Source organism: Pyxidicoccus sp. MSG2, assembly GCF_026626705.1.
Lineage (GTDB): Bacteria > Myxococcota > Myxococcia > Myxococcales > Myxococcaceae > Myxococcus.
Genome location: NZ_JAPNKC010000001.1, coordinates 12,067,430 through 12,092,109, shown reverse-complemented (window position 1 = coordinate 12,092,109; position 24,680 = coordinate 12,067,430). Strand labels below are relative to the sequence as shown.

Sequence of the window (24,680 nt, the reverse complement as noted above, 5' to 3'; positions counted from 1 at the left end):
TCCGGACGGTCCGTCGTGGACTCGGCCGCCGCCAGCCAGGTGCCTCCCTCGGTGGGGCGCAGCCGGCCGTCCATCGCGTCGAACAGCTCCGCCAGTGACTGGTGGTTCAGCGCCCACGCGGGCCTGCCCGCGCCCACCGGCAGCAGCCACGCCAGCGTGTCGGCCTGGACGTCCAGCGTCACAGGCGCGGAGGCGACCTCCAGGGTCTCCCCCACGTACACCGTGCGCGTGGCATCCAGCTTCGCGGAGGTGGTGATCCCGCGCCAGGTGACGAGCACCGGCGCGGTGGCGCCCTCCGGAGCGTAGACGGCGAGTCCACCCAGGTCGGTGGCGCCAAGGGTCACCGTGGCGCCGCCGGCCTCCAGCACACCCCAGAGGACGGCGAGCTTCGCGGGCGAGGGCTCCAGGCACACCGCGATCGGGTCCCCCGGACGCACTCCGAGCGCCCGCAGGCGCGCGGCCACGCGGCTCGCACGGGCGGACAGCTCCGCCCAGGTCCACGACGTGTCGCCCTGGCTCGCGGCCACTGCTTGCGGGCTCCGGCGCGCGCGCTCCGCGAGCAGCGCGGGCACGGAGGCGGACACGGAGGCGGGGCGGGGCAGGGGCCACGTGCGCCGCTCGGCTTCCGTCACCAGGGGCAGGCGCGAGATGAGCTCATCCGGCCGGGCGAGGGCGGCGGCCATCATGACCTGGAGGTGCTCCACCATGCGCCGCGCAGTGGGCTCGTCGTACAGCTCGGTGGCGTACTCGAGCGCGCCGTGGATGCGGCCGCCCTCCTCGGAGAGGACGAGCGTCAGGTCGGACAACGTGGCGCCCCACTGCACGGGGGCGTTGGGCACCTCCACCAGCGAGCCGCGCACGCCGGTCAGCTCCAGCGCCGCCGCGCCATTGCCGACACTGGAGTGGTACACGAAGACGGTGTCCGCCATCCGGCCCTGGCCAATGTCCTTGCCGGGGATGAGTTCTTCGACGAGGTACTCGAAGGGCACGTCCGGCCGGGACTGCGCGTCCGACACCTCACTCTTCACGCGGCCGAGCAGCTCGCGGAAGGTCGGGTCGCCCGCGAAGCTGGTGCGGAACGCCGCCGAGTGGGCCACGTAGCCGATGAGCCCCAGCAGCTCCGGACGCGTGCGGTTGGCGATGGGCGTGCCGACGATGATGTCCGTCTGCCCGCTGTAGCGGTGCAGCAGCGTCTGCCACGCGGCCAGCACCGTCATGTACGAGGTGAAGCCCTCGCGCTTGCCGAACGCGCCCACCTCGCGGGCGAGCGCGGACGGGAATTCGACATTCAAGCGCACCGACGTGAGCGGACAGCTCGCGGGCCGGGAGTGGTCCGTGGGCATGTCCAGTCGGCGCGGCATGCCGGCGAGGCGGTTGCGCCACCACTGCTCCTGGTCCGGCATCAGGTGCTCGGCGATGGTGCGGCGCTGCCACGCGCCGAAGTCCGCGTACTGCACGGGCAGCGGCGGCAGCGGCGACGGCCGGCCCTGACGGAACGCGCCGTAGAGTTGGCCCAGCTCGTGGACGAAGATGGCCACGGACAGCGTGTCGCAGACCACGTGGTGGATGGCGCCCACCAGGATGTAGACCTGCGCGTCCTGCTTGAGCAGCACCGTCCGGATGACGGGGCCCTTCACCAGGTCGAACGGGCGCGCGGACTCCTCGCGGGCGATGCGCATGGCCTCCGACTCGCGGTGCTCCGCGGAGCCGGTCAGCTCCACCACGTCGAGCGGGATGTGCACGTGCGGGTGGAAGCGCTGCACGGGGCGGCCGTCCACCACGTCGTAGGTGGTGCGCAGCGCCTCGTGACGGTTGACGATTTCCTGGACGCTCCGCTGGAGGGTGTCCACGTCCACGAAGCCTTCGAGGCGCAGGACGAAGGGAATGGTGTACGCGGAGAGGCCGGGCAGGTGCTGCTCCAGGCGCCAGACACGCTCCTGCACGAAGGACAGGGGCAGCTCCTGGGTGCGCGGCAGCGGCACCAGGGGCAGCTCGCGGGTCTGCTCCACGGCAGGGGCCTGGCGCAGCAGCGGCTCGATGCGCTCGGCGATGCCGGCCACGGTGGGGGCCTCGAAGAGTGCGGCCAGCGGGAGCTGGACGCCGAAGGCCTCGCGCATCTGGTTGAGGAGCTGGGCCGCCATCAGCGAGTTGCCGCCGATCTCCAGGAAGTTGTCGTCGCGGCCCACGAACTCCAGGCCGAGCCGCTCCCGCCACAGGGCGGCGAGGCGCTCCTCGATGTCACCGCGCGGTGCGTCCTCGCGGACGGGCACGCCCGGGGTGGCTTCGGGAACGGCTGGGGTCCGCGCGGGGGCGGCGGGCGATACGGCCGGGGCTGGCACCGGGAGCGACGCCACCAGGGGCTGCGTGGTGGCCGGCGCGCGGACGGGCGGGAGCGCCGGAGCCTGCGTGGCGGAGGGCAGGACGGGCGCCGGAATCACCGGCGGCGGAATGAGTCCGGGCGCCGCGACCTGACCGGAGGGCGTGGCGGCCACGCGTCCCGTCGTCACCGCGGGGGAGGCGAACACGGGCACCGCCGCCGGTACGGGAGCGGAGGCCGGGGGCGCCGACGGCGGCGGCGCGAAGACGGGAGCCGAAGCCTGCCCCGCGGGCGTCACCACCATGGTGCCCTGTGCGGGCACGGGGACCTGTTCCACCGGAGCCGGAGCCCGAGGCGGCATCGGGGCGAACGTCCCGCTCCCAGTCGCCTGTCCGGGCTTCGCGTCCACCCAACAGCGCTTCTCCTGGAACGGGTACGTCGGCAGGTGCAGCTTCCGGCGCTGCTCGTGCGCATAGAAGGCGGACCAGTCCACCTCCACGCCCTGCGTCCACAGCTCGCCCACGGCCTGCATCAGGCCCGAGAGCTCCGTCGTGGTGCCGCCGCGCCGCAGCGTGGCCAGCGCCTTCACCCGCTCGCGGTCCTGCCCCAGGCACGCGCGCACCAGCGGCGTGAGGTCCTGCGCGGGCCCCACTTCCAGCACCACGCTGCAGCCTTCCTCCAGCAGGGCCCCCACGGCCTCACTGAAGCGCACGGGCTGGCGCATCTGGTCCGCCCAGTAGCGCGGCTCGGCCAGGGTTCCCGGCTTCGCCCACGCCCCCGTGACGCTGGACGCGTAGCGCACCGTCGGCTCCGCGCGGCGCAGCGACGCCACCACGCGCTCCAATTCCGGCATCAGCGGCTCCACGTCCGCGGAGTGGAACGCGTGCGGCGCGGGCATGCGCACCGCGCCCACGTCCCGGCGCTTCAGGTCCTCCTGGAGCCGTTCCACCTCGTCCACCGGTCCGGCGACGACGCACCGGTCCGGCGAGTTGATCGCCGCCATCTCCAACCGCCCGGACAGCAGGGGCAGCACCTGCGACTCGGACATCGCCACCGCGAGCATCGCCCCCGGAGGCATGCGGTGCATCAGCTCACCGCGAGCCACCGCCAGCTTCAGCGCGTCCTCCAGCGGCAGCGCGCCGGCCACGCAGGCGGCGGCGTACTCGCCGAAGCTGTGTCCCAGCACGGCGTGGGGCTTCAGGCCCCAGTCCATCCACATCCGCGCCAGCGAGTACTCCACGGAGAACAGCGCGGGCAGGGCCACGCGCGTGTCCGCGAGCAGTGCCGCCGTCTCCGCATCCTGCTGCCCCGGAGCCGCCTGGAGCAGCGCGCGCACGCGGGCGCGCAGCGACTCCTCCAGCAGCGCGAGGCACGCGTCCACGTGCGCGCGGAAGGCGGGCTCGGCCGCGTACAGCTCGCGGCCCATGCCTGGCTGCTGGGCACCCTGTCCCGGGAAGACGAGGGCCACGCGACGCCGACGCGCCGCCTCATCCTTCACCTTCACCGCCGTGTACGGCTTGCGGAGCTGCTTCGCCAGGTCCGCCGCGTCCGTCGCGACGACGGCACGGCGGTGCTCGAAGACCTTGCGGCCCACGGCGTGCGTGAAGGCCACGTCGGCAATCGACAGGTCCGAAGCGCTGGCCTCCGCGTGCGTGGCGAGCTGCTTCGACGCCGCCTCCAGCGCCTCGGGAGTGCGCGCCGACAGCGTGACGACGTGGTGGGTCCGCGAGGTGGAGCCGCTGTGGGACATGGGGGATTCCTCGAGCACGGCGTGGGCGTTGGTGCCACCGATGCCGAAGGAGCTGACCGCCGCGCGTCGCGGGGCCTCGCCCCTCGGCCACGACCGCAGGGATGTGTTGACGAAGAAGGGACCGGAGTCGAAGTCGATCTGCGGGTTGGGACGCTCGAAGTGCAGGCTCGGCGGAACCTCTCCGTGGTGCAGCGACAGCGCGACCTTCATGAGGCCCGCGAGGCCCGCCACCGTGTCCATGTGCCCGACGTTGGTCTTCAGCGAGGCCAGCGGGATGGTGCCGCGGCGGTCCGCCCCCAGCCCGTACGCACGCTGGAGCGCGGCCACTTCAATCGGGTCCCCGAGCGGAGTCGCGGTGCCGTGCGTCTCCACGTAGCCGATGTCCTTCGGCTCCACGCCGGCCCGCTTCATCGCCTGGGTGATGACGGCGGACTGGCCCTGCACGCTGGGCGCGGTGAAGCCGGACTTGTGGCGGCCGTCGTTGTTCGTCGCCGTGGCGCGGATGACGGCGTAGATGGCGTCACCGTCGCGCTCCGCGTCCTCCAGCCGCTTGAGGACCACGGAGGCCACGCCGTTGCCGGAGATGGTGCCCTGGCCCTTCTCGTCGAACGCGCGGCAGTGCCCGTCCGGGGAGAAGATCATCCCCTCCTGGTACACGTAGCCCGTGCGCTGCGGCACGGTGATGCGCGTCGCGCCCGCCAGCGCCACGTCGGACAGCCCCGCCAGCAGGTTCTGGCAGGCGTGGTGCACGGCCACGAGGCCCGTGGAGCATGCGGTGTAGACGAGCGTGCTCTCACCGGTGAGCCCCAGCTTGAAGGACGTCTTCGTGGCCAGGCTCTCGTGCGTCGCGGTGCCGTACAGCTCGAAGATGGCGGCTCCGTCCAACGGCACCGTCGAACGCACCGCGTCCGTGTAGCCGGAGTCGGTGGCGCCCGCGTAGAGGGAGATGGCCCCCGGGAAGCGCTCCGGGTCGATGCCCGCGTCTTCCAGCGCGCCCCACGCGCACTGGAGGAAGAGGCGCTGCTGCGGGTCCATCCACTGCGCCTCGCGCAGGGACATGTCGAAGAAGGCATGGTCGAACTTGTCCACGTCTTCCAGCACGCCGGCCGCGGGGACGAAGTTGGGGTGCTGCCACAGCTCCATGCCGTCGGGCAGACCCGGCATGTGCTCCAGCTCGTCGGCGGAGAAGCGTGAGACGGACTCGATGCCCTCGCGCAGGTTGCGCCAGAACTCCTGCACGGAGCCGGCGCCGGGGAAGCGGCCGGCCATGCCGATGATGGCAATGGAGCCCGAGCCCCTCTCGGACGGACGGGTGTCACGCGGGCGGTGGCCGGGTGCGGGCTCCTGGGTGGCCGTGCCCGCGGCCTCGCGCTCCATGCGGGCGGCGAGGTCATGGACGGTGGGGTGCTCGAAGAGCCACACCACGGGCAGCTCGCGCTTCAGCTCTTCGCGCAGGCGCGCGGCGATGCGGACCACGGACAGCGACGTGCCGCCCAGCTCCTCGAAGAGGTGGTCGTGCACGCCGACCCGGTCGGCGCCCAGCTCCCGCGCGTAGAGCGCGGCAATCTGCTGCTCCAGCGGGTTGGAGGGCTCCACGAAGCGGCCCAGGCGGCCGGTGGACGCGGCGTCCGGCGCGGGCAGCGCCTTGCGGTCCACCTTGCCACTGGGGTTGAGCGGCAGCACGGGCAGCGTCACGAAGATGGACGGCACCATGTACTCGGGCAGCCGCTGGCGCAGCTCCGTGCGGAGCGTGCCCGCGTCGAGCGACTGGCCCTCGCGGGGCATGGCGTACGCCACCAGCCGCTTGTCGCCGGACACGTCCTCGCGGACCACCACGGCGGCCTCGTAGACGGCGGGGAGGGCGCGCAGGGCAGCCTCCACCTCGGACAGCTCGATGCGGAAGCCCCGCACCTTCACCTGGTGGTCGATGCGGCCGAGGAACTCCAACAGCCCGTCGGGACGCCAGCGGACGAGGTCACCCGTGCGGTAGAGGCGCTCGCCGGGCGTGGTGGAGAACGGGTCCGGGATGAAGCGCTCGGCGGTGAGGTCCGGGCGCGAGACATAGCCCTGGGCCAGGCCGTCGCCTCCGAGGAGCAGCTCACCCGGCACGCCCACGGGCACCGGCTGCTGGCGCGCGTCCACCACGTACACGTGCGTGTTGGCAAGCGGTGCGCCGATGGAGACGGACGTGCCCACCTGCTCGGGCCGCTCCAGCGTGAAGCACGTGGAGATGACGGAGACCTCGGTGGGGCCGTAGCCGTTGGTGACGGGGGTGCCCACCGACTCCAACGCACCGCGGGCATGCGGCACGGAGAGCACGTCTCCGCCCGAGTGGATGGCCTTCAGCCGGCGGAGGATGTCCGGCCGGTGCTCCGCGAGTTGGGAGAACAGGCCCGCGGACGTGTGCAGGAAGGTGACGCCGTGGCGCTCCACCACCTGGCCCAGCGTGTCCAGATCACCAGGCAGGGCCTTCGCGGGGAAGATGGCGAGTGGGTTGCCGTGCAGCAACGGGACCCACATCTCCAGGACGGAGCCGTCGAAGGAGATGGGCGCCAGGAGAAGACCCGTGTCCCCCCGCCGGCCGAAGCCGAGATAGGGCTCACTGTGGACGAGCCGCAGGACGCCGCAATGTGGCACGGCCACGCCCTTCGGCCGGCCCGTGCTGCCGGACGTGAAGATGACGTACGCGACGTGGCGCGGGCTGATTTCCGACGGGAGCGGCGTGGCCGGCTGCGACTCCAGCGCCAGTTCCTCGGCGAAGAGGCAGGGCAGCGACTCATCCGGCAGGTGGAGCTGTGCGCGTAGAGCGCGCGAGGTGATCAGCAGCCGGGGCTGCGCGTCCTCCAGCATGAAGCCGAGCCGCTGTGCCGGGTACGCGGGGTCCAACGGGACGTACGCGCCGCCCGCCTTGAGGATGGCCAGCAGGGAGACCATGAGCTCGATGCCGCGATCCTGGCTCACCGCGACGCGTGTGTCCGGGCCCACGCCGTACGAGCGCAGCAGGTGCGCCAGCCGGTTGGCCCGTGCTTCGAACTGCGCGTACGTGAGGCGCTGGTCTCCGTACTCCAGGGCGATGGCGTCCGGACGCAATGCGGCCTGCCGCGAGAAGGCCTCGGGGATGGTGACAGCGGGGTACGGCCGGGTGGTGTCGTTCCAGCCGATGACGACCTGCTGGCGCTCCTCGGGCGTGAGGAGGGGCAGGGTGGCCAGCGCCCGGTCCGGCGTGGAGACGGCGGCCTCCAGCAGCGTGCGCAGGTGGCCGGCGAGCCGGGCCACCGTGGAGGTCTCGAACAGGTCGGTGCTGTACTCGATGACGCCGCGCAGCCCGTCGGGCGCCTCGGCGAGCATGAGGCCCAGGTCGAACCGGGCGGTGGCGTTGTCCACCTCCAGCGGGCGCATCGTGAGGCCCGGCACCCGCAGCTCCTCGGTGGGCGCGTTCTGCAGGGCGAAGATGACCTGCACCAGCGGGTTGCGACTCATGTCGCGCGGGACGTTCAGCTCCTCGACGAGCTTCTCGAAGGGCAGGTCCTGGTGCTCGAAGGCGGCCAGGGTGGTGTCCCGCACCTGGCCGAGCAGCGCGCGGAACGAGTCCTCCGGGCGCACGCGGCCGCGCAGCACCAGCGTGTTGACGAAGAAGCCGACCAGCCCCTCCAGCTCGCCCTGACGGCGGCCGGCGATGGGCGAGCCGACGAGCAGCTCCTCCTGCCGGCTGTAGCGCGACAGCAGCACCTGCCACGCGGCCAGCAGCGCCATGAAGGGCGTGGTGCCCTCCTGGCGTGCGAGGGTGAGCAGGCGCACCACCAGCTCGCGGGGGAGGTGGACGGGCAGCAGCGCGCCGCGCGGGGTGCGCACGGCGGGCCGGACCTTGTCCGTGGGCAGCTCCAGGACCTGCGGCGCCCCGGCGAGCTGCTCCTTCCACCAGGCGACTTCACGCGCGAGCACGTCGCCCTGCAGCCACCCACGCTGCCACGCGGCGAAGTCCGCGTACTGCACCGGCAGCGACGGCAGCATGGGCGCCTTGCCGGAGGCGAACGCCTCGTAGCCCGCGGCCACCTCGCGAATCATGACCGCGATGGACCACCCGTCCGACACGATGTGGTGCATGACGAGCAGCAGGACGTGGTGCTCCGCGTCCAGCCGCAACAGCCGCGTGCGCAGCAGCGGACCCGCTCCCAGGTCGAAGGGCCGGCTGGCCTCCTCGGTGGAGAGCCGCAGGGCCTCGGCCTCGCGCGACTCCGCGGGCGTGGCTTCCAGGTCCGTGACGGGCAGCGTCCAGGCGGCGTGCGGGTGGAGGACCTGGACGGGCTGGCCTTCCTTCATCGCGAACGTCGCGCGGAGGGCCTCGTGGCGGCCGACCAGGTGCTCCAGCGCGCGGCGCAGCGCCTCGGTGTCCAGCGTGCCGTCCAGCCGGAGCGCGCCCACCATGTTGTAGTTCGTGCTCCCGGGCTGGAGCTGGTCGAGCACCCACAGGCGCTGCTGGGAGAAGGACAGCGGCAGCTCTCCGTCGCGAGGCACGGGCCGCAGCGGTGGTGTCTTCGGCTCCTCGGTGCGGACGAGGAACTGCTCCTCCACGAACTCCGTGACGCGCGCCACGGTGGGCGCGCCGAAGAGGGCGCGCAGGGGCAACTCCACCTGGAAGGTGGACCGCAGGCGGGAGATGAGCTGCGTCGCCAGGAGCGAGTGGCCACCCAGGGCGAAGAAGTCATCGTGCAGGCCCACGCGCTCCACGCGGAGCAGCTCGCGGAAGAGGCTGGCGACGCGCTGCTGGAACGGAGTGAGGCGCTCGGGGACGGCGGGCGCGGCCGTGGAAGCCGGAGCGCTGTCCGGTGCCGGCAGGGCCTTGCGGTCCAGCTTGCCGTTGGGCGTGAGGGGCAGGGCGGTGAGCGCGACGAAGGCGGACGGCACCAGGTGCGCGGGCAGCCGCTCCGACAGGAAGGACTTCAGCGTGGCCGCGTCGGGAGCGGGCGTGCCCGTGACGTAGGCCACGAGCCGCTTGTCACCGGGCACGTCCTCGCGCACCAGCACCAGCACCTCGCGCACGGAGGGATGGGCCTTGAGGGCGGACTCCACCTCGCCCGGCTCGATGCGGAAGCCGCGAATCTTCACCTGCGCGTCCACGCGGCCGGCGAAGTCGAGCGTCCCGTCCGCCAGCCAGCGCGCGCGGTCGCCCGAGCGGTACAGCCGCGCGCCCGGCGTGGTGCTGAACGGGTCGGGGATGAAGCGCTCGGCCGTGAGGGCGGGGTGGCCGGGGTAGCCACGGCCCACGCCCTCGCCGCCGATGAACAGCTCGCCGATGACGCCCGTGGGCACGGGCTCGCCGCTCCTGTCGAGCACGTACACGCGCGCCCGGGAGAGGGGCCGGCCAATCGGGACGGACACCGCCTCCGCCGTGAGCCCCGCGGAGTTGTGCGTGGCGGCGGCGACGGTGGCCTCGGTGGGGCCGTAGTAGTTCACCACCTGGCCGCGGAAGCCCGCGCCCACCACGGCGCGCACGGCGCGCGGGTCTCCCGCGTCACCGCCGAAGAGGACGTTGCGCAGCGGGTTGAAGGCACCGGGCTGCTGACGGGCCACCTCGTTGAAGAGGGCCGAGGTGAGCAGGACGGTGGTGGCCCCCACCTCGCGAAGCTTCTTCGCGAACTGGGGCGGGGACAGCGTGACGTCGCGCGGGATGATGGACAGTCTCGCCCCGTTGAGCAGCGCGCCCCAGAGCTCGAAGGTCGACGCGTCGAACGACGGCGTGGCCACCTGGGCGATGCAGTCCTCCGGCGTCAGGCGGATGTAGTTCGTGTCCCGGACGAGGTTGACGACAGAGGCCTGCTCCACACCCGCGCCCTTCGGCGTGCCGGTGGAGCCCGAGGTGTAGAGGACGTACGCGAGCTGTCCCGGCAGGACGGACACGCCGGACAGCGCATTCGACGGTTGGCGGGAGATGACCGGCCACTCCGAGTCCAGGCACACCGTGGGCCGCCCGTGCTCGGGCAGCGACGCCAGTGCCGACTGCTGCGCCACCACGGCGGCGGCGCCCGAGTCCTGGAGCATGAAGGCCAGGCGCTGGCGGGGATACGCGGGGTCCAACGGCACGTAGCAGCCGCCGGCCTTGAGGATGCCCAGCATGCCCACGAGCAGCTCGGGCCCGCGCTCCATGCACAGGGCCACGCGCGCCTCGGGCGTCAGCCCCAGGGACAGCAGGTGCCGCGCGAGCTGATTCGCGCGTGCGTCCAGCTCGCCGTACGTGAGGGTGCGGCCTTCGTGCTCCACGGCCACCGCGCCGGGCGCGCGCCGGGCGTGGGACTCGAAGAGGGACGGGATGGACTCCGGCCCGAAGGCCGCGGGCGGCGTCGTGTTCCACGCGACCAGCACCTGGTGGCGCTCGGCCTCGTCCATCAGCGGCAGGCGGCTGACGCGGACCTTCGCGTCGCGGACCACGGCCTCCAGCAGGACGCGGAAGTGCCGGGCCAGCCGCTCGGCGGTGGCCGGGGAGAAGAGGTCCAGGCTGTACTCGAGCGCGCCTTCCAGGGCCCCGCCGCGCTCCATGAGCGAGAGGCTCAGGTCGAAGCGCGCGGTGTCCGTGACGCTCCGCATGAGGTCCACCTGCACGCCCGGCAGCGACGGCGTCTGCATGGGCGCGTTCTGCAGGGCGAACATCACGTTGAAGAGCGGCGCGCGGCCTTCGGTGCGCTCACCCCCGAGCGCCTCCACCAGCCGGTCGAAGGGCACGTCCTGGTGGACGTACGCGGCCAGCGCGGACTCGCGGACGCGATCCACCAGCTCCGCGAAGGTCGGGTCGCCGTCCAGGCGCGTGCGCAGCACCATGGTGTTGACGAAGAAGCCGATGAGCGGCTCCAGCTCGGACCGGGTGCGGTGGGCGATGGGGCTGCCCACGGCGAAGTCCTCCTGGCTGGAGTAGCGAGACAGCAGCGTCTCGTAGGCGGCCAGCATCACCATGAAGAGGGTGGCGCCCTGCTCACGGGCCACCTTCTCCAGCGCGTGGATGAGCTCCTCCGGCAGCGTGAAGAAGTGGCTGGCGCCGCGCAGCGTGCGCGTCACCGGCCGGCCTGAGTCGGCGGGCAGCTCCAGGGAGGGGACGCCCTGGAGGCGCGACTTGAGGGCGTCGAGCTGGGCCTGGATGCCCTCGGACTGAACCCAGCGCCGCTGCCACGTGGCGAAGTCCGCGTACTGCACCGGCAGCGCGGACAGCGGAGAGGGCTGGCCCTCCTGAAGGGCCGCGTAGACGGCGGCGACTTCGCGCACCAGCACGCCCATGGACCAGCCGTCCGAGACGATGTGGTGCATGCACAGCAGGAGCACGTGCTCCGCGTCACCCGTGCGCACCAGCACCGTGCGCAGCAGCGGGCCGGTGGTGAGGTCGAACGGGTGGTGGGCCTCTTCGGCCATGCGCTTGCGCAGGGCGGCGTCGCGCGTGGACGCGTCCAGGGCGCTCAGGTCCTCCACCGGCAGGGCCCACCGCGCGGGCGCGGGATTGATGACCTGCACGGGCTGGTCGTCACGCGTGGCGAACGTGGTGCGAAGCACCTCGTGACGGCGGACGACTTCCGCGAAGGTGCCTCGCAGCACCTCCACGTCCAGCGCGCCGGTCAGCCGCAGGGCGACCGGGACGTTGTAGACGGCCTGTCCCGGCTGGAGCTGCTCCAGGAACCACAGGCGCTGCTGTGCGAAGGAGAGCGGCAGTGCGCCGTCGCGCGGCACCGGCAGCAGCGGCGGCATCTCCGCGCGGGACGCTTGCAGGAGGAGCGCCTCGATGCGCTCCGCGAGCTGCGCGAGCGTGGGCGCCTCGAACAGGGTGCGCAGGGGCAATTCCACGCCGAACTGCGCGCGGACCCGCGTCACCAACTGCGTTGCCAGCAGCGAGTGGCCGCCCAGCTCGAAGAAGTCGTCGTGCGGGCCCACGCGCTCCACGCGGAGCACCTCGCGGTACAGGGCCGCGAGCTGCTGCTGGAGGAGGGGCAGGGAGCTCATGTCCGTGGACTCGGAGTCCACGGGCGACAGGTCCGGCGCGGGGAGCGCGCGGCGGTCCACCTTGCCGTTGGGCGACAGGGGGAGCGACGCCAGCGCGACGAACGCGGAGGGCACCATGTACTCCGGCAGGTACCGGCGCAGGTGCTCGCGCAGCGCGCCGGTGTCCACGTCCGCGGGCGTCACGTACGCGACGAGCCGCTTGTCACCGGGCACGTCCTCACGCACCACGGCGGTGGCCTCGGCCACGGCGGAGTGCAGACGCAGCGCGGCCTCGACCTCACCCAGCTCGATGCGGAAGCCACGCACCTTCACCTGGAAGTCCACGCGGCCCAGGAACTGGAGCGTCCCATCCGCGAGCCACCGCACCCGGTCTCCGGAGCGGTACAGCCGCGCGCCCGGAGTCGTCGAGAACGGATTCGGCACGAAGCGCTCGGCGGTGAGCGCGGAGTGGCCCAGGTAGCCCCGGGCCAGGCCGTCGCCGCCGATGAACAGCTCCCCCGGCACGCCCACGGGCGCGGGGCGCAGTGCCTCGTCCAGGACGTACGCCCGCGTGTTGGCGATGGGCCGGCCGATGGAGACGGAGTCACCCACGGCATCACCGGGCGACAGTCGATGCGTCGCGGTGAAGGTGGTGCCCTCGGTGGGGCCGTAGCCGTTGATGATGGACTGTCCCCGCGCCAGCCGCTCGCGCACGCGCGGCACCGGCAGCACGTCGCCCCCTGCGAGGAGCTGCGGCACGCGGCCCAGTGCCTCCGGCTGGTGCTGCTGCATCTGGTCGAACAGGGCCGCGGTCAGCCACAGCACCGAGACCCCATGGCGCACGAGCGCCTGTCCCAGCTCCGCCAGGTCCGGAGTCCCCTGCGGGTAGAGCACCAGCCGCGCGCCATGCAGCAGCGCGCCCCACAGCTCCAGGGTGGACGCGTCGAAGGCCAGCGGCGCGAGCTGGAGTACGACTTCGTCGGGCCCCAGGTTCACGAAGCGCGAGCCGATGAGCAGGCGCACCACACCCCGGTGCGGAATGGCGACGCCCTTGGGCGTGCCCGTCGAGCCGGAGGTGTACGTGACGTACGCGAGGTGCTCCGGGCCCACGGTGATGTCCACCGGGTGCGTGGGCTGGCGGGCAATCCGCTCCCACTCCGAGTCCAGGCACACGAGGGGCTGCGAGCCCGCGGGCAGCTCGTCCTCCAGCGACTGCTGGGTGAGCACCGCGGCGACGCCCGAGTCCTCGAACATGAACGACAGGCGCTGCGCCGGGTACGACGGGTCGAGCGGCACGTAGGCGCCGCCGACCTTGAGGATGCCCAGCACGCCCACCACCAGCTCCAGGCTCCGGTGCAGGCAGACGCCCACGCGAGACTCGGCGCCGATGCCGAGCGAGCGGAGGTGGTGCGCGAGCTGGTTCGAGCGCGCGTCCAGCTCGGCGTAGGAGAGGGTGCGGCCCTCATGCTCGACGGCCACGGCCTCGGGAGTGCGCCGGGCCTGCTCGGTGAAGAGGGAGTGAACCGTGGCATCCGCCGGGTACTCGGCGCGGGTGTCGTTCCAGGCCACGAGGACCTGGTGTCGCTCACGCTCGTCCATGAGCGGCAGCTCGCTGAGACGCTGCTCGGCGGCGCCCTGGGCCACGGCCTCCAGGAGCACGCGGAGGTGCTCCACCATGCGCCGGGCGGTGTCCGGCGTGAAGAGGTCCAGGCTGTACTCGAGCTGGCCTTCCAGCACGCCCCCGCGCTCCGTCATCGCGAGCGTCAGGTCATACCGGGACGTCTCCGTGGCGAGCGGAAGGACGCGCACGTCGAGGCCCGGCAGCGAGGGCGCCTCCAGCGGCGTGTTGAGGAGGACGAAGAGCGTCTGGAAGAGCGGCGTGCGGGACAGGTCCCGCTCCCCGCCCAGCGATTCCACGAGGCGGTCGAAGGGCACGTCCTGGTGGGCGAAGGCGCCCAGGGACTCCTCGCGGACGCGGCCGACGAGGCTGGCGAAGGTCGGGTCCCCGTCGAGCTTGCAGCGCAGCGCCACCGGGTTGACGAAGAAGCCGATGAGGTCTTCCAGCTCGGGCCGCTCGCGGTGGCCCACCGAGGTGCCGACGCAGAAGTCCCGCTGTCCCGAGTAGCGCGCCAGCAGCGCCTGCCACCCGGCCATCAACACCATGAACAGCGTGGCGTTCTGCGTCCGGCCCACGTTCTCCAGTCCGGCAATCAGTCCCGCCGGGAGGCTGAAGAAGTGCGTGCCGCCGCGCAGGCTCCGCGACGCGGGCCGCGCGTGGTCCGTGGGCAGCTCCAGCATCGGAGCGTCCTGGAGGTGGGCACGCCACCACTCCAGTTGCGGCGCCAGCGCGTCACCCTCCAGCGAGCGCCGCTCCCACGCCGCGTAGTCCGCGTACTGCACCGGCAGCGGGGGCAGCACCGCCTCGCGGTCCTGCGCCAGCGCGCCGTACAGCGCCGCCACCTCGCGCACCAGCACGCCCATGGACCAGCCGTCCGACACGAGGTGGTGCATGCACAGCACCAGCACGTGATCGTCCGCGCCGGAGCGCAGCAACACCGTGTGCAGCAGCGAGCCGTGCTCCAGGTCGAAGGCGCGGTGCGCCTCCTCGCTCATGCGCTGCTGCACGGCGGCCTCGCGCGCGGAGGGATCCAGCGCGCTCAGGTCCTCCACGGGCAGGGTCCACTCGGCAGAAGCCGCATGGACGACCTGCACGGGCCGGCCGTCACGCGTGGCGAAGGTGGTGCGCAGCGCCTCGTGACGGCGGACCACCTCCGCGAAGGTGCGACGCAGCACGTCCACCCTCAGGGCCCCGCGCAGGCTGAGCGCGGCCGGCATGTGGAAGGCGGCCTGTCCCGGCTGGAGCTGCTCCATGAACCAGAGCCGCTGCTGCGCGTATGAGACCTCCAGCGAATCACCGGCCGAGCGGGACACCCGTTCCAGGGGCGGCAGCGCGGCCCCGGGCTTCGCCGCGTCGATGCGCGCCGCGAGGCGGGCCACGGTGGGAGCCTCGAAGAACGCACGGAGGGGCAACTCCACGCCGAGCTGCGCGCGCAGCCGTGTCACCACCTGGGTGGCCAGCAGCGAGTGCCCACCGAGGAGGAAGAAGTCGTCGTGCAGGCCCACGCGCGTCTGGCCGAGCACTTCGCGGAACAGCGCGGCGAGCTGCTGCTCCCGAGGCGATTGGGGCTCGGTGAAGTCCGCCGAAGGAGAAGCACCCGAAGCGGCCGGCGCGGGGAGGGCCTTGCGGTCCACCTTGCCGTGGGACGACAGGGGCAGGGCCGCGAGCGGCACGAAGGCCGACGGCACCATGTACTCGGGCAGGCGCGCGCGGAGGAATTCGCGCAGGCTCGCGAGGTCCGCGTCCGCAGGCACGACGTAGGCCACCAGGCGCTTGTCGCCAGGCACGTCCTCGCGGACCACGACCGCGACCTCGCTGATGTTGGTATGCGCGCGCAGGGCGGCTTCGATTTCGCCCAGCTCGATGCGGTAGCCGCGAACCTTCACCTGCGAGTCGATGCGGCCGAGGAACTCCAACGTGCCGTCCTGAAGCCAGCGCACGCGGTCTCCCGAGCGGTACAGCCGCGAGCCCGGGATGGAGCAGAACGGGTGGGGTAGGAAGCGCTCGGCGGTGAGCGCGGGGCGGCCCAGGTAGCCGCGAGCCAGGCCGTCGCCGCTGATGAACAGCTCGCCGGGGACGCCCACGGGCACGGGGCGCAGCGCCTCGTCGAGCACGTAGACCTGCGTGTTCGCGATGGGCCCGCCGATGGAGACGGCATCACCCACGGCATCGCCGGGAGACAGCCGGTGGGCCGTGGTGATGGTGGTGCTCTCCGTGGGGCCGTAGGCGTTGACGAGCGTGCCTCCCGCAGCCAGTCGCGCCCGAGCGCGGGGCACGGGCATCACGTCGCCACCGGCGACGAGCTGCTTCACCCGGGCCAACGCTTGCGGCTGGTGCTGCTGCATCAGGTCGAAGAGGGCCGTCGAGGTGAGGAGGGCCGTCACCCCATGCAGGGTGATGAGCCGCGCCAATTCCGTCACGTCGGGCGTGGAGGGCGGAGCGAGGACCAGCCGCCCGCCGTGCAGCAACGCGCCCCAGATCTCCATCGTGGACGGGTCGAAGGTCAGCGGCGAGAACTGGAGGATGACCTCCTCCGGTCCGAACCGAGCGAAGTCCGCGCCGAACAGCAGGCGCAGCACGCCCCGGTGCGGAATCGCGACGCCCTTGGGCAGACCCGTCGAGCCGGAGGTGTACGTGACGTACGCGAGGCTGTCCGTGAGGGCCAACGGCGCCACGTCATGCGCGGGCAGATGCGCCACGAGCATCCACTCGGAGTCCAGGCACACCACGGGCCGCGAGGAGCGCTCGGGCAGCACGGGCACCAGCGCCTGCTGCGTGAGGACCGCGGAGAGGCCCGCGTCCTCGAACATGAACGCGAGGCGCTTCGCTGGCAACGAAGGGTCGAGCGGCACGTAGCAGCCGCCCGCCTTCAGGATGCCCAGCAGCCCCACCACCAGCTCGAGGCTCCGGGTGGCGCACACGCCGATGCGCGGCTCCGTCCCCAGGCCCAGCGACATCAGATATCGCGCGAGCTGGTTCGAGCGTGAGTCCAGCTCGGCGTAGGTGAGGGTGCTGTCCCCGAAGCATACGGCCACGGCGTCTGGAGTGCGCCGGGCCTGCTCGGTGAAGCGCTGGTGCACGGTGGCGTCGGACGGGAAGTCCGTGCGCGTGTCGTTCCAGGTGACGAGGACCTGCTGGCGCTCGGCCTCGCCCATCAGCGGCAGCTCGCTGAGCCGCCGCTGCGCGTCCTCGGCGATGCCCCGCAGCAGGCGCTGGAAGTGCTCCGCCATGCGCCGCGCGGTGTCCGGCGTGAAGAGGTCCAGGCTGTATTCGAGCTGGCCCTCCAGGGCCCCATCGCGCTCCATGAGCGACAGCGTCACGTCGAACTTGGACGTCTCCGTGGCGCTCGGCAGCAGCTCCACCCGCATGCCCGGCAGCGACGGCGGCTGGATGGGCGCGTTCTGGAGCACGAAGAGGGATTGGAAGAGCGCCGTGCGGGACAGGTCCCGCTCACCGCCCAGCGCCTCCACGAGGCGGTCGAAGGGCACGTCCTGGTGGGCGAAGGCGCCCAGGGACTCCTCGCGCACGCGGGCCAGCAGCCCCGTGAAGGCCGGGTCCCCGGCGAGGTTGCAGCGCAGCGCCAGTGTGTTGACGAAGAAGCCGATGAGCCCTTCCAGCTCCGGCCGCGTGCGGTGCGCCACGGGCGTGCCCACGCAGAAGTCCGTCTGTCCCGAGTAGCGCGCCAGCAGCGTCTGCCACCCGGCCATCAGCACCATGAACAGCGTGGCACCGTGGCCCTGTCCCACCTTGTCGAGCGAGGCCACCAGCGCCGGAGGCACCGTGAAGAAGTGCGTCGCACCGCGCAGGGAGCGCACGGCCGGGCGCACGGAGTCGGTCGGCAGCTCCAGCGCCGGTACGTTCCGCACGCGCGCGCGCCACCACTCCAACTGCGTCGCGAGCGCCTCACCCTCCAGCACCCGCCGCTGCCAGGCCGCGTAGTCCGCGTACTGCACCGGCAGCGCGGGCAACACTGTCTCGCGGCCCTGCGCCAGCGCCTCGTACAGGGCGGCCACCTCGCGCACCAGCACGCCCATGGACCAGCCGTCCGAGACGATGTGGTGCATGTTCAGGACCAGCACGTGCTCGTCCGCCCCCGAGCGCAGCAGCACCGTGCGCAGCAGCGGGCCGTGCTCCAGGTCGAAGGCGCGGTGCGCCTCCTCGCGCATGCGCCGCTGCACGGCGGCCTCGCGCACGGAGGGCTCCAGCGCGCTCAGGTCCTCCACGGGTAGGGTCCACTCGGCCGGAGCCGCATGGAGGTGCTGCATGGGCTGGCCGTCGCGGGAGACGAAAGTGGTGCGCAGCGCCTCGTGACGGCGGACCACCTCCGCGAAGGTGCGACGCAGCACGTCCACCCTCAGCGCGCCCGACAACCTCAGGGCCACGGGGATGTTGTACGCGGCCTGTCCCGGCTGGAGCTGCTCCAGGAACCACAGCCGCTGCTGCGCGAACGACACCGCCAGCGTGTCCTCGGAAGCGGACGCGCGCGGCAGCCGCTCCAGGGGCGGGGCCTCGGCGGAGACGCGGGCCGACGAGCCTTGCATCGCCTGGACGCGCTCGGCGAGGCGGGCCACGGAGGGCGCCTCGAAAACGGCACGCAGGGACAGCTCCACCCCGAGCTGCGCGCGCAGCCGCGTCACCACCTGGGTGGCCAGCAGCGAGTGCCCACCGAGGGCGAAGAAGTCGTCATTCGCGCCCACGCGCGTCTGGCCGAGCACCTCGGTGAAGATGCGGGCCACGGCCTCCTCGGCGGGCGTCCGCGGGGCGACGTACTCGTCCTCGATGACGAGCCGGTCCGCCTCGGGCGCGGGCAGTGCGCCCCGATTCACCTTGCCGCTGGGAGTCAGCGGCAGGGACGGCAGCACGACGAACGCGGAGGGCACCATGTGCGGCGGCAACTTCTCCACCAGTGCCTGCCGGATGCGCGCGACCTCGCGGGCGCTCCGGGCCCCGCGCAGCGGGTCGTTCGCCAGCCGCTCCAGCGCCACGGCCGGCTCTCGAGCCTCCGGCATCAGATCCACTGCCGCGCCTTCACCCGGACGCGCGAACACCACGTCCACCGAGCCGTCGGCGTATGCGGACGCCCAGCTCACCCGCACCTCGTACCCGAGCGCCCCTCCGAGCGCGTACAGGTCCTCCGGCTCCACGCCGCGCGGACCCGGCCAGTCGCGGAGCACTTCACGCAGCGCGGCCACGGTGGGCGGCCGGCCGGAGCCCGTCAGCAGGTCGACGAGGCGCGCATCATCCAGGATGCGCGCGTTCGGCAGCCGCCGCACGGCGAGCATCGCGGGCTTCGACTCCAGCCGCTCGCGCAGCGCCTCCAGGGTGAAGCCGCTGCCGTCCACCCACTCGGGCTGGACGGACGCGCTCGTGGCGCCGCCCACGTGGAGGATGACCTCGTAGCGGAAGCGGCTCAGCTCGTTGTCATAGCGGGCGTGCTTGGGCAGCACCTCCACGCGGGAGATGCCCGGAACCTGCTGCACGAGCGCGGTGAAGAACGAGGGGGAGACGACCAGCTCCTCCTCGGCCAGCACGTCGCGCTGCACGCGGTACAGGAGCTGCGCGGAGGACAGGTTCGACGGCGCGCGGTGCAGGCGGATGGACGCGCGGAAGGCGTTCAGCAGCGCCAGGTTGCGCACGTCGCCCAGGAAGATGCGGCCGCCAGGGCGCACCGCCTTCACGGCGCCGCGAATCACCTGGAGCAGGTAGTCCCCGCTGGGGAAGTACTGGAGCACCGAGTTGCAGATGACGGTGTCGAACGAGCCCGGCTCGATTCCGGTGAGGTCGTCCACCGAGCGGTGCAGCAGCTTCACAGAGGCGAGCGACTCGCCCAGGCGCTCACGCTGGCGCTCGATGCGGTCCAGCGCCGGCTTCGCGAAGTCGATGCCCCAGTACGCCTCGCAGCGCGGGGCCAGCCGGTACAGGAGCAGGCCGGTGCCGCAGCCCAGCTCCAGGATGCGCCGGGGCTTCAGCGCGAGAATCTGCCGCACGGTGGTGTCCACCCACTCACGCATCTGCGCGGCCGGCAGCGCGTCCCCCGTGTAGCTGTCGTTCCATCCAGAGATGTCGAACGTCGGGTCCTCGCTGCGCGAGCCCTCCGTGTACGTCTCGTCGTAGACGGCCTTCCACTGCGACGTCTGGTCCACCGGGCCCGCGTCCTTCAGGTCCCCGAGCACCAGGTACGCCGCCAGCCGCTTGTCGCCGGGCGAGTCCTCGCGCGCCATCACCACCGCGTCGCGCAAGGACGGCCAGGTGTTGAGCGTGGATTCGATTTCCCCCAGCTCGATGCGGAAGCCGCGGATCTTCACCTGGTTGTCGATGCGGCCCAGGTACTCCAGGTCACCCGACGGCAGGCGCCGCGCCAGGTCTCCCGCGCGGTACAGCTTGCGTCCGGGCACCGGCCCGAAGCGGTCGTCCACGAAGCGCGCGGCGGTCAGCTCGGAGCGGTGCAGGTAGCCTCGCGCCACACCGTACCCGCCGACGTGAATCTCTCCGGGCACACCCACCGGCACCGGCTGGCCGGACGAGTCCAGCAGATAGATCTGCAGGTCCGGGATGGGGCAGCCGATGACGCTGGACCACGGGCGGTCCAGGTCCGCCATCCGCACCGGTCGGTATGTTACGTGCACCGTCGTTTCGGTGATGCCGTACATGTTGACGAGCGTCGGACGCTCGTCGCCATGCCGCTCGAACCACGGGCGCAGCGCGGCCAGGTCCAGCGCCTCGCCGCCGAAGATGACGTAGCGCAGGGCCAGGGCCGGCACCTCGCCCATCGCCGCGACCTGCTCTTCGGCGTGGATGAGCTGGCGGAAGGCGGTGGGCGTCTGGTTGAGGACGGTGACGGCCTCGTCGGCCAGCAGCTTGTGGAAGGCCTCGGGCGAGCGGCTCACCCAGTAGGGCACCACCACCAGCCGGCCGCCGTGGAGCAGCGCGCCCCACAACTCCCAGACGGAGAAGTCGAACGCGTACGAGTGGAACAGCGTCCACACATCCTGCGGGCCGAACGAGAACCAATGGTCCGTGGCCGTGAAGAGGCGCACCACGTTGTCGTGCTGCACCATGCAGCCCTTGGGGCGGCCGGTGGAGCCCGAGGTGTAGATGACGTAGGCCAGGTCCGTCGGCGCGTTGCACCGGGGCGGACGGGGGGCGCTGGTGCCGGTCTCGAACACCGCCTCGATGCGCACCACGGCGGCGTCACCGGACGCGGGCACGCGGTCCTCCAGCGAGGACTGCGTCACCAGGACGGGGGCCTGGGCGTCCTCCAACATGAAGGCGAGCTGCTCGCGCGGGTACGACGGGTCGATGGGCAGGTACGCGCCGCCGGCCTTGAGGATGCCCAGCAGCGTGACGACGAGGTCCAGGCCACGCTCCAGGCACACGCCCACGAGCACGTCCGGGCCCACGCCGTGGCGGAGCAGGACATGGGCCAGCTTGTTGGCGCGCGCGTCCAGCTCCCGGTACGTGAGGTGCTTCGCCTCGAAGGTGACGGCGATGGCGTCCGGCGTGCGGTCCACCTGCGCCTCGAAGCGCTCCACCAGGGTGCCGTCGCGAGGCGCGTCCACGCGCGGGTTCCACGCGTGCAGCACTTGCTGGCGCTCGGCCTCCGGCATCAGGGGCAGCTCGGTGAGGCGCTGGGACGGGGCCTCCACCATGCCGCCGATGACCACCTCCAGGTGGCCCAGCAGCCGGTCGATGGTCTCCGCGTCGAAGAGGTCCGTGGCGTACTTGCAGCCGATGAGCAGGCCGTTCGGCCCGTGCGCGGCCTCGAAGGTCAGGTCCAGCTCGGTGGTGCGGTTGTCCAGCAGCGACACGTCCACCGTCAGCCCGTTGCCCGCGGGCAGGTCGTGCGGGATGTCGTAGTCGTCGAGGACGAAGGCGATGTTGTACAGCTCGCGCCGCTGCGAGCCGGGCTGCACCGCCGCGAGCACGTGGTCGAACGGGCAGTGGCCGTGCGTCAGCGCCCCCAGCGTGCTCGCCTTCACCGCCGCGAGCAGGCCCGTCACCGTGGCCTCGTACGGCAGGCGCACGCGCAGCGGGACGAAGTTGGTGCAGTCACCCACCAGCGAGCGGATGCCCGGGACGTCACGGCCGGAGATGGCCGAGCCGAGCACGAAGTCGGACTGGCCGCTCCAGCGGTGCAGCACGGTGGACAGCGCGGACACCACGCACATGAACGGCGTGGCGCCCTCGCGCCGGCCCAGCGCGTGCAGCTTCGTCATCAGCGACGCGGGCAGCAGGCGGGAGCGACGGGCACCGTGGAAGGACAGCCGAGGAGGCCGGGGCCTGTCGGTGGGAAGCGCCAGCAGCGACGGCGCGTCCGCGAGGGCCTGGCGCCACCACGTCAGCTCGCTGCCCAGGGCCTTCGGGGTGAGGTGGGCGCGCTGCCACGCGGAGAAGTCCGCGTACTGGAGCTCGGGCTCGGGCAGGGGAGAGGGGCGGCCTTCGGCGAAGGCGGCGTGCAGGGCGGCCAATTCGCGCACCAGCAGGCCCACGGACCAGCCATCCGCGATGAGGTGGTGGACAGAGACGATGAGGACGTGGTCCTCCGGCGCGAAGCGCAGCAGCGAGCAGCGCCACAGCGGGCCGGTGGACATGTCCATCGACTGCCGCCCGTCGAGGCCGCCCTGCTTGTCGAGCACGAACTGGCGTGCCTCGGGAGGCTGGTCCGTCACGTCCACCTGGGGCAGCGGCATGGGGGCCGGCGGGTGGACGTGCTGAACCAGCTCTCCGTTATGGGAGCTGAAGGTGGTGCGTAGCACCTCGTGACGCCGCACCAGTTCCGTCAGTGCCCGCTCCAGCGCGGTGACGTCCAGCGGGCCGCGCAGCGAGAGGGCCAGGGGGATGTGGTACGCGGTGGAGCCCGGCTCGAGCTGCTGGATGAACCACAGCCGCTGCTGGGCGAACGACGCGGGGATGGCGCCGGTTCCGTCCTGGCGACGGCGGAGGGGCGGCAACAACGGAGCACCGGCACCGCGCGAGAGCGACGCCGCGAGTCCTCTCAGGCTCAGGTCCTGGAGCAGGGCGGCGGCGGAGACACGCAGGCCCAGCCGCTTCTCGATGCGCCCCTGGAGGTCCGCGGCGGCGAGCGAGTCCATGCCGAGCCGCGTGAGCGGCGCGTCTGCGTCGTGCCGCGCAGCGTCCGGTCCGAGCACCGCGACGAGCTCCTCGCGCAGCGCCGCTTCGAGCTCCACGATTGCCGGCGCGGCCTGCGTGGAGGAAGCATCGTCCCCACGTGCATTCGCGGAAGCCGCCTGCGTCTCGGACGAAGCAGCGGCGGGCTGTGACACCGTCGCATCGGTCCGCCACAGTACGGACAGCTCACCCGACACGAGCGCCGCGCGGCTGGCGAAGCGCTGGATCTTCCCGCTCGAGGTCTTGGGCACGGCGCCCGGAGGCAGCAGCGCAATCGTGTGCGGCTGCACCTCCAGCTCGCGCGCAATCGCCTGCCGCACCGTGTCCGCGACTGCCTCCAGCACGGACGGGTCCGCGGCCTCGGCCAGCTCCCGGCCCACCTCCGCCACCACCGCGAGCGCCTCGCCCGCGGGCGTCTCCATGGAGAAGGCCGCCACGCCGCCCGGCCGCACGCGCTTGTGCGCGCGCTCCACCACGGCCTCCACGTCCTGCGGGTACAGGTTCCGTCCGCGCAGGATGATGAGGTCCTTGCGCCGGCCCGTGACGATGAGCTGGCCGTCCTCCAGCAGCAGCCCCAGGTCGCCCGTGCGCAGGTACTTCGGCCCGTCCTCCGCGCCCACGGGGACGGCCTGGAACGTCTCCACGCTCAGCTCCGGCTTGCGCCAGTAGCCCCGCGCGACGCTTCCACCGGACACCCAGATCTCCCCCACGGTGCCCGGGGAACACGGCACGCGAGACTCGGGGTCCACCACCAGCAGGCGCTGCTCGGCCAGCGTCAGGCCACAGCCGACATGCGCCCGTGTCCCCGCCGCTCCGGCTTCCGCGCGCACGGCCCGGCCCCGCGTGAGCGCGGCGTCCTCCAGCGGGTGCACGCGCGGGACGCGGCCCTTCTCCTCACCGGTGACGATGAGGGTGCCCTCGGCCAGGCCGTAGCACGGGTAGAAGGCCTCGCGGCGGAAGCCGCTGGGGGCGAACACCTCGGCGAAGCGCTCCAACGTCGCGGCACGGATGGGCTCGGCGCCGCAGAACGCCACCTCCCACGAGCTCAAGTCCAACGCCTGGACTTCCTCCGGCGTCGCGCGTCGCGCGCACAGCTCGAAGGCGAAGTTCGGCCCACCGCTGATGCTGCCCTTGAAGCGGGACACGGCCTCCAGCCAGCGCATGGGGCGCTGGAGGAAGGACATGGGCGACATGAGCGCGACGGGGAAGCCCGCATACAGCGGCTGGAGGATGCCGCCGATGAGGCCCATGTCGTGGTACGGCGGCAGCCAGATGACGCCCGTGCTGTTCTCGCGCACCTGGAAGGCGTTGGCGATGAGCCCCAGGTTGTGCAGCAGGTTGGCGTGAGACAGCATCACGCCCTTCGGCGTGCCCGTGGAGCCGGACGTGTACTGGAGGAACGCCAGCGAGTCCGGGCCCACGTCCGCCTCGCGATACGTGGCCTCTCCGCCCACGGGCAATTCATCCGTGGCCAGCCACTGCAGCGCGCGGAAGTCAGGCGCCTGCTCGAAGACGAAGTCCGCGAGCGCGAGGATGCCGGAGGTGGTGAGCACCACCGTGGCCTCCGCGTCCTGGATGATGGCGCGCAGCCGGGGAAGCGTACGCTCCAGCCGCACCGGGTCCGGCGGATACGCAGGCACCGCCACCGCGCCGGCATAGAGACATCCGAAGAAGCCCGCGACGTAGTCGAGCCCCGGCGGATACAAAAGCAATACACGCTGCCCCACGGCCCCGCGCGCCTGCAACACGGCGGCGATGCGACGCGCGCGCTCGTGCAACTCGAGTGCGCTCAGCGAGACTTCTTCACCGTCGGAGTCGCCGAGAAACGTGTACTGGCGCTCGTGGGCCTTCGTCTCCGAAGCGCGATGAAACAGGACGTCGTTGAGGGTTCGGGGGGGGTGCGAGGGCAT

The 24,680-nt window shown here is 72.4% G+C and carries 1 protein-coding gene (cut by a window edge); it reads right to left on the bottom strand.

All coding sequences use genetic code 11. The features are described 5' to 3' along the window. Positions 1-24,680, bottom strand: partial view of a non-ribosomal peptide synthase/polyketide synthase gene (locus tag OV427_RS46120; protein ID WP_267862613.1) — the 5' portion only. The gene continues 18,496 nt to the left of window position 1, outside the view; the window shows 24,680 of its 43,176 coding nt (coding positions 1-24,680); the start codon lies at positions 24,678-24,680; its stop codon lies off the left edge, out of view.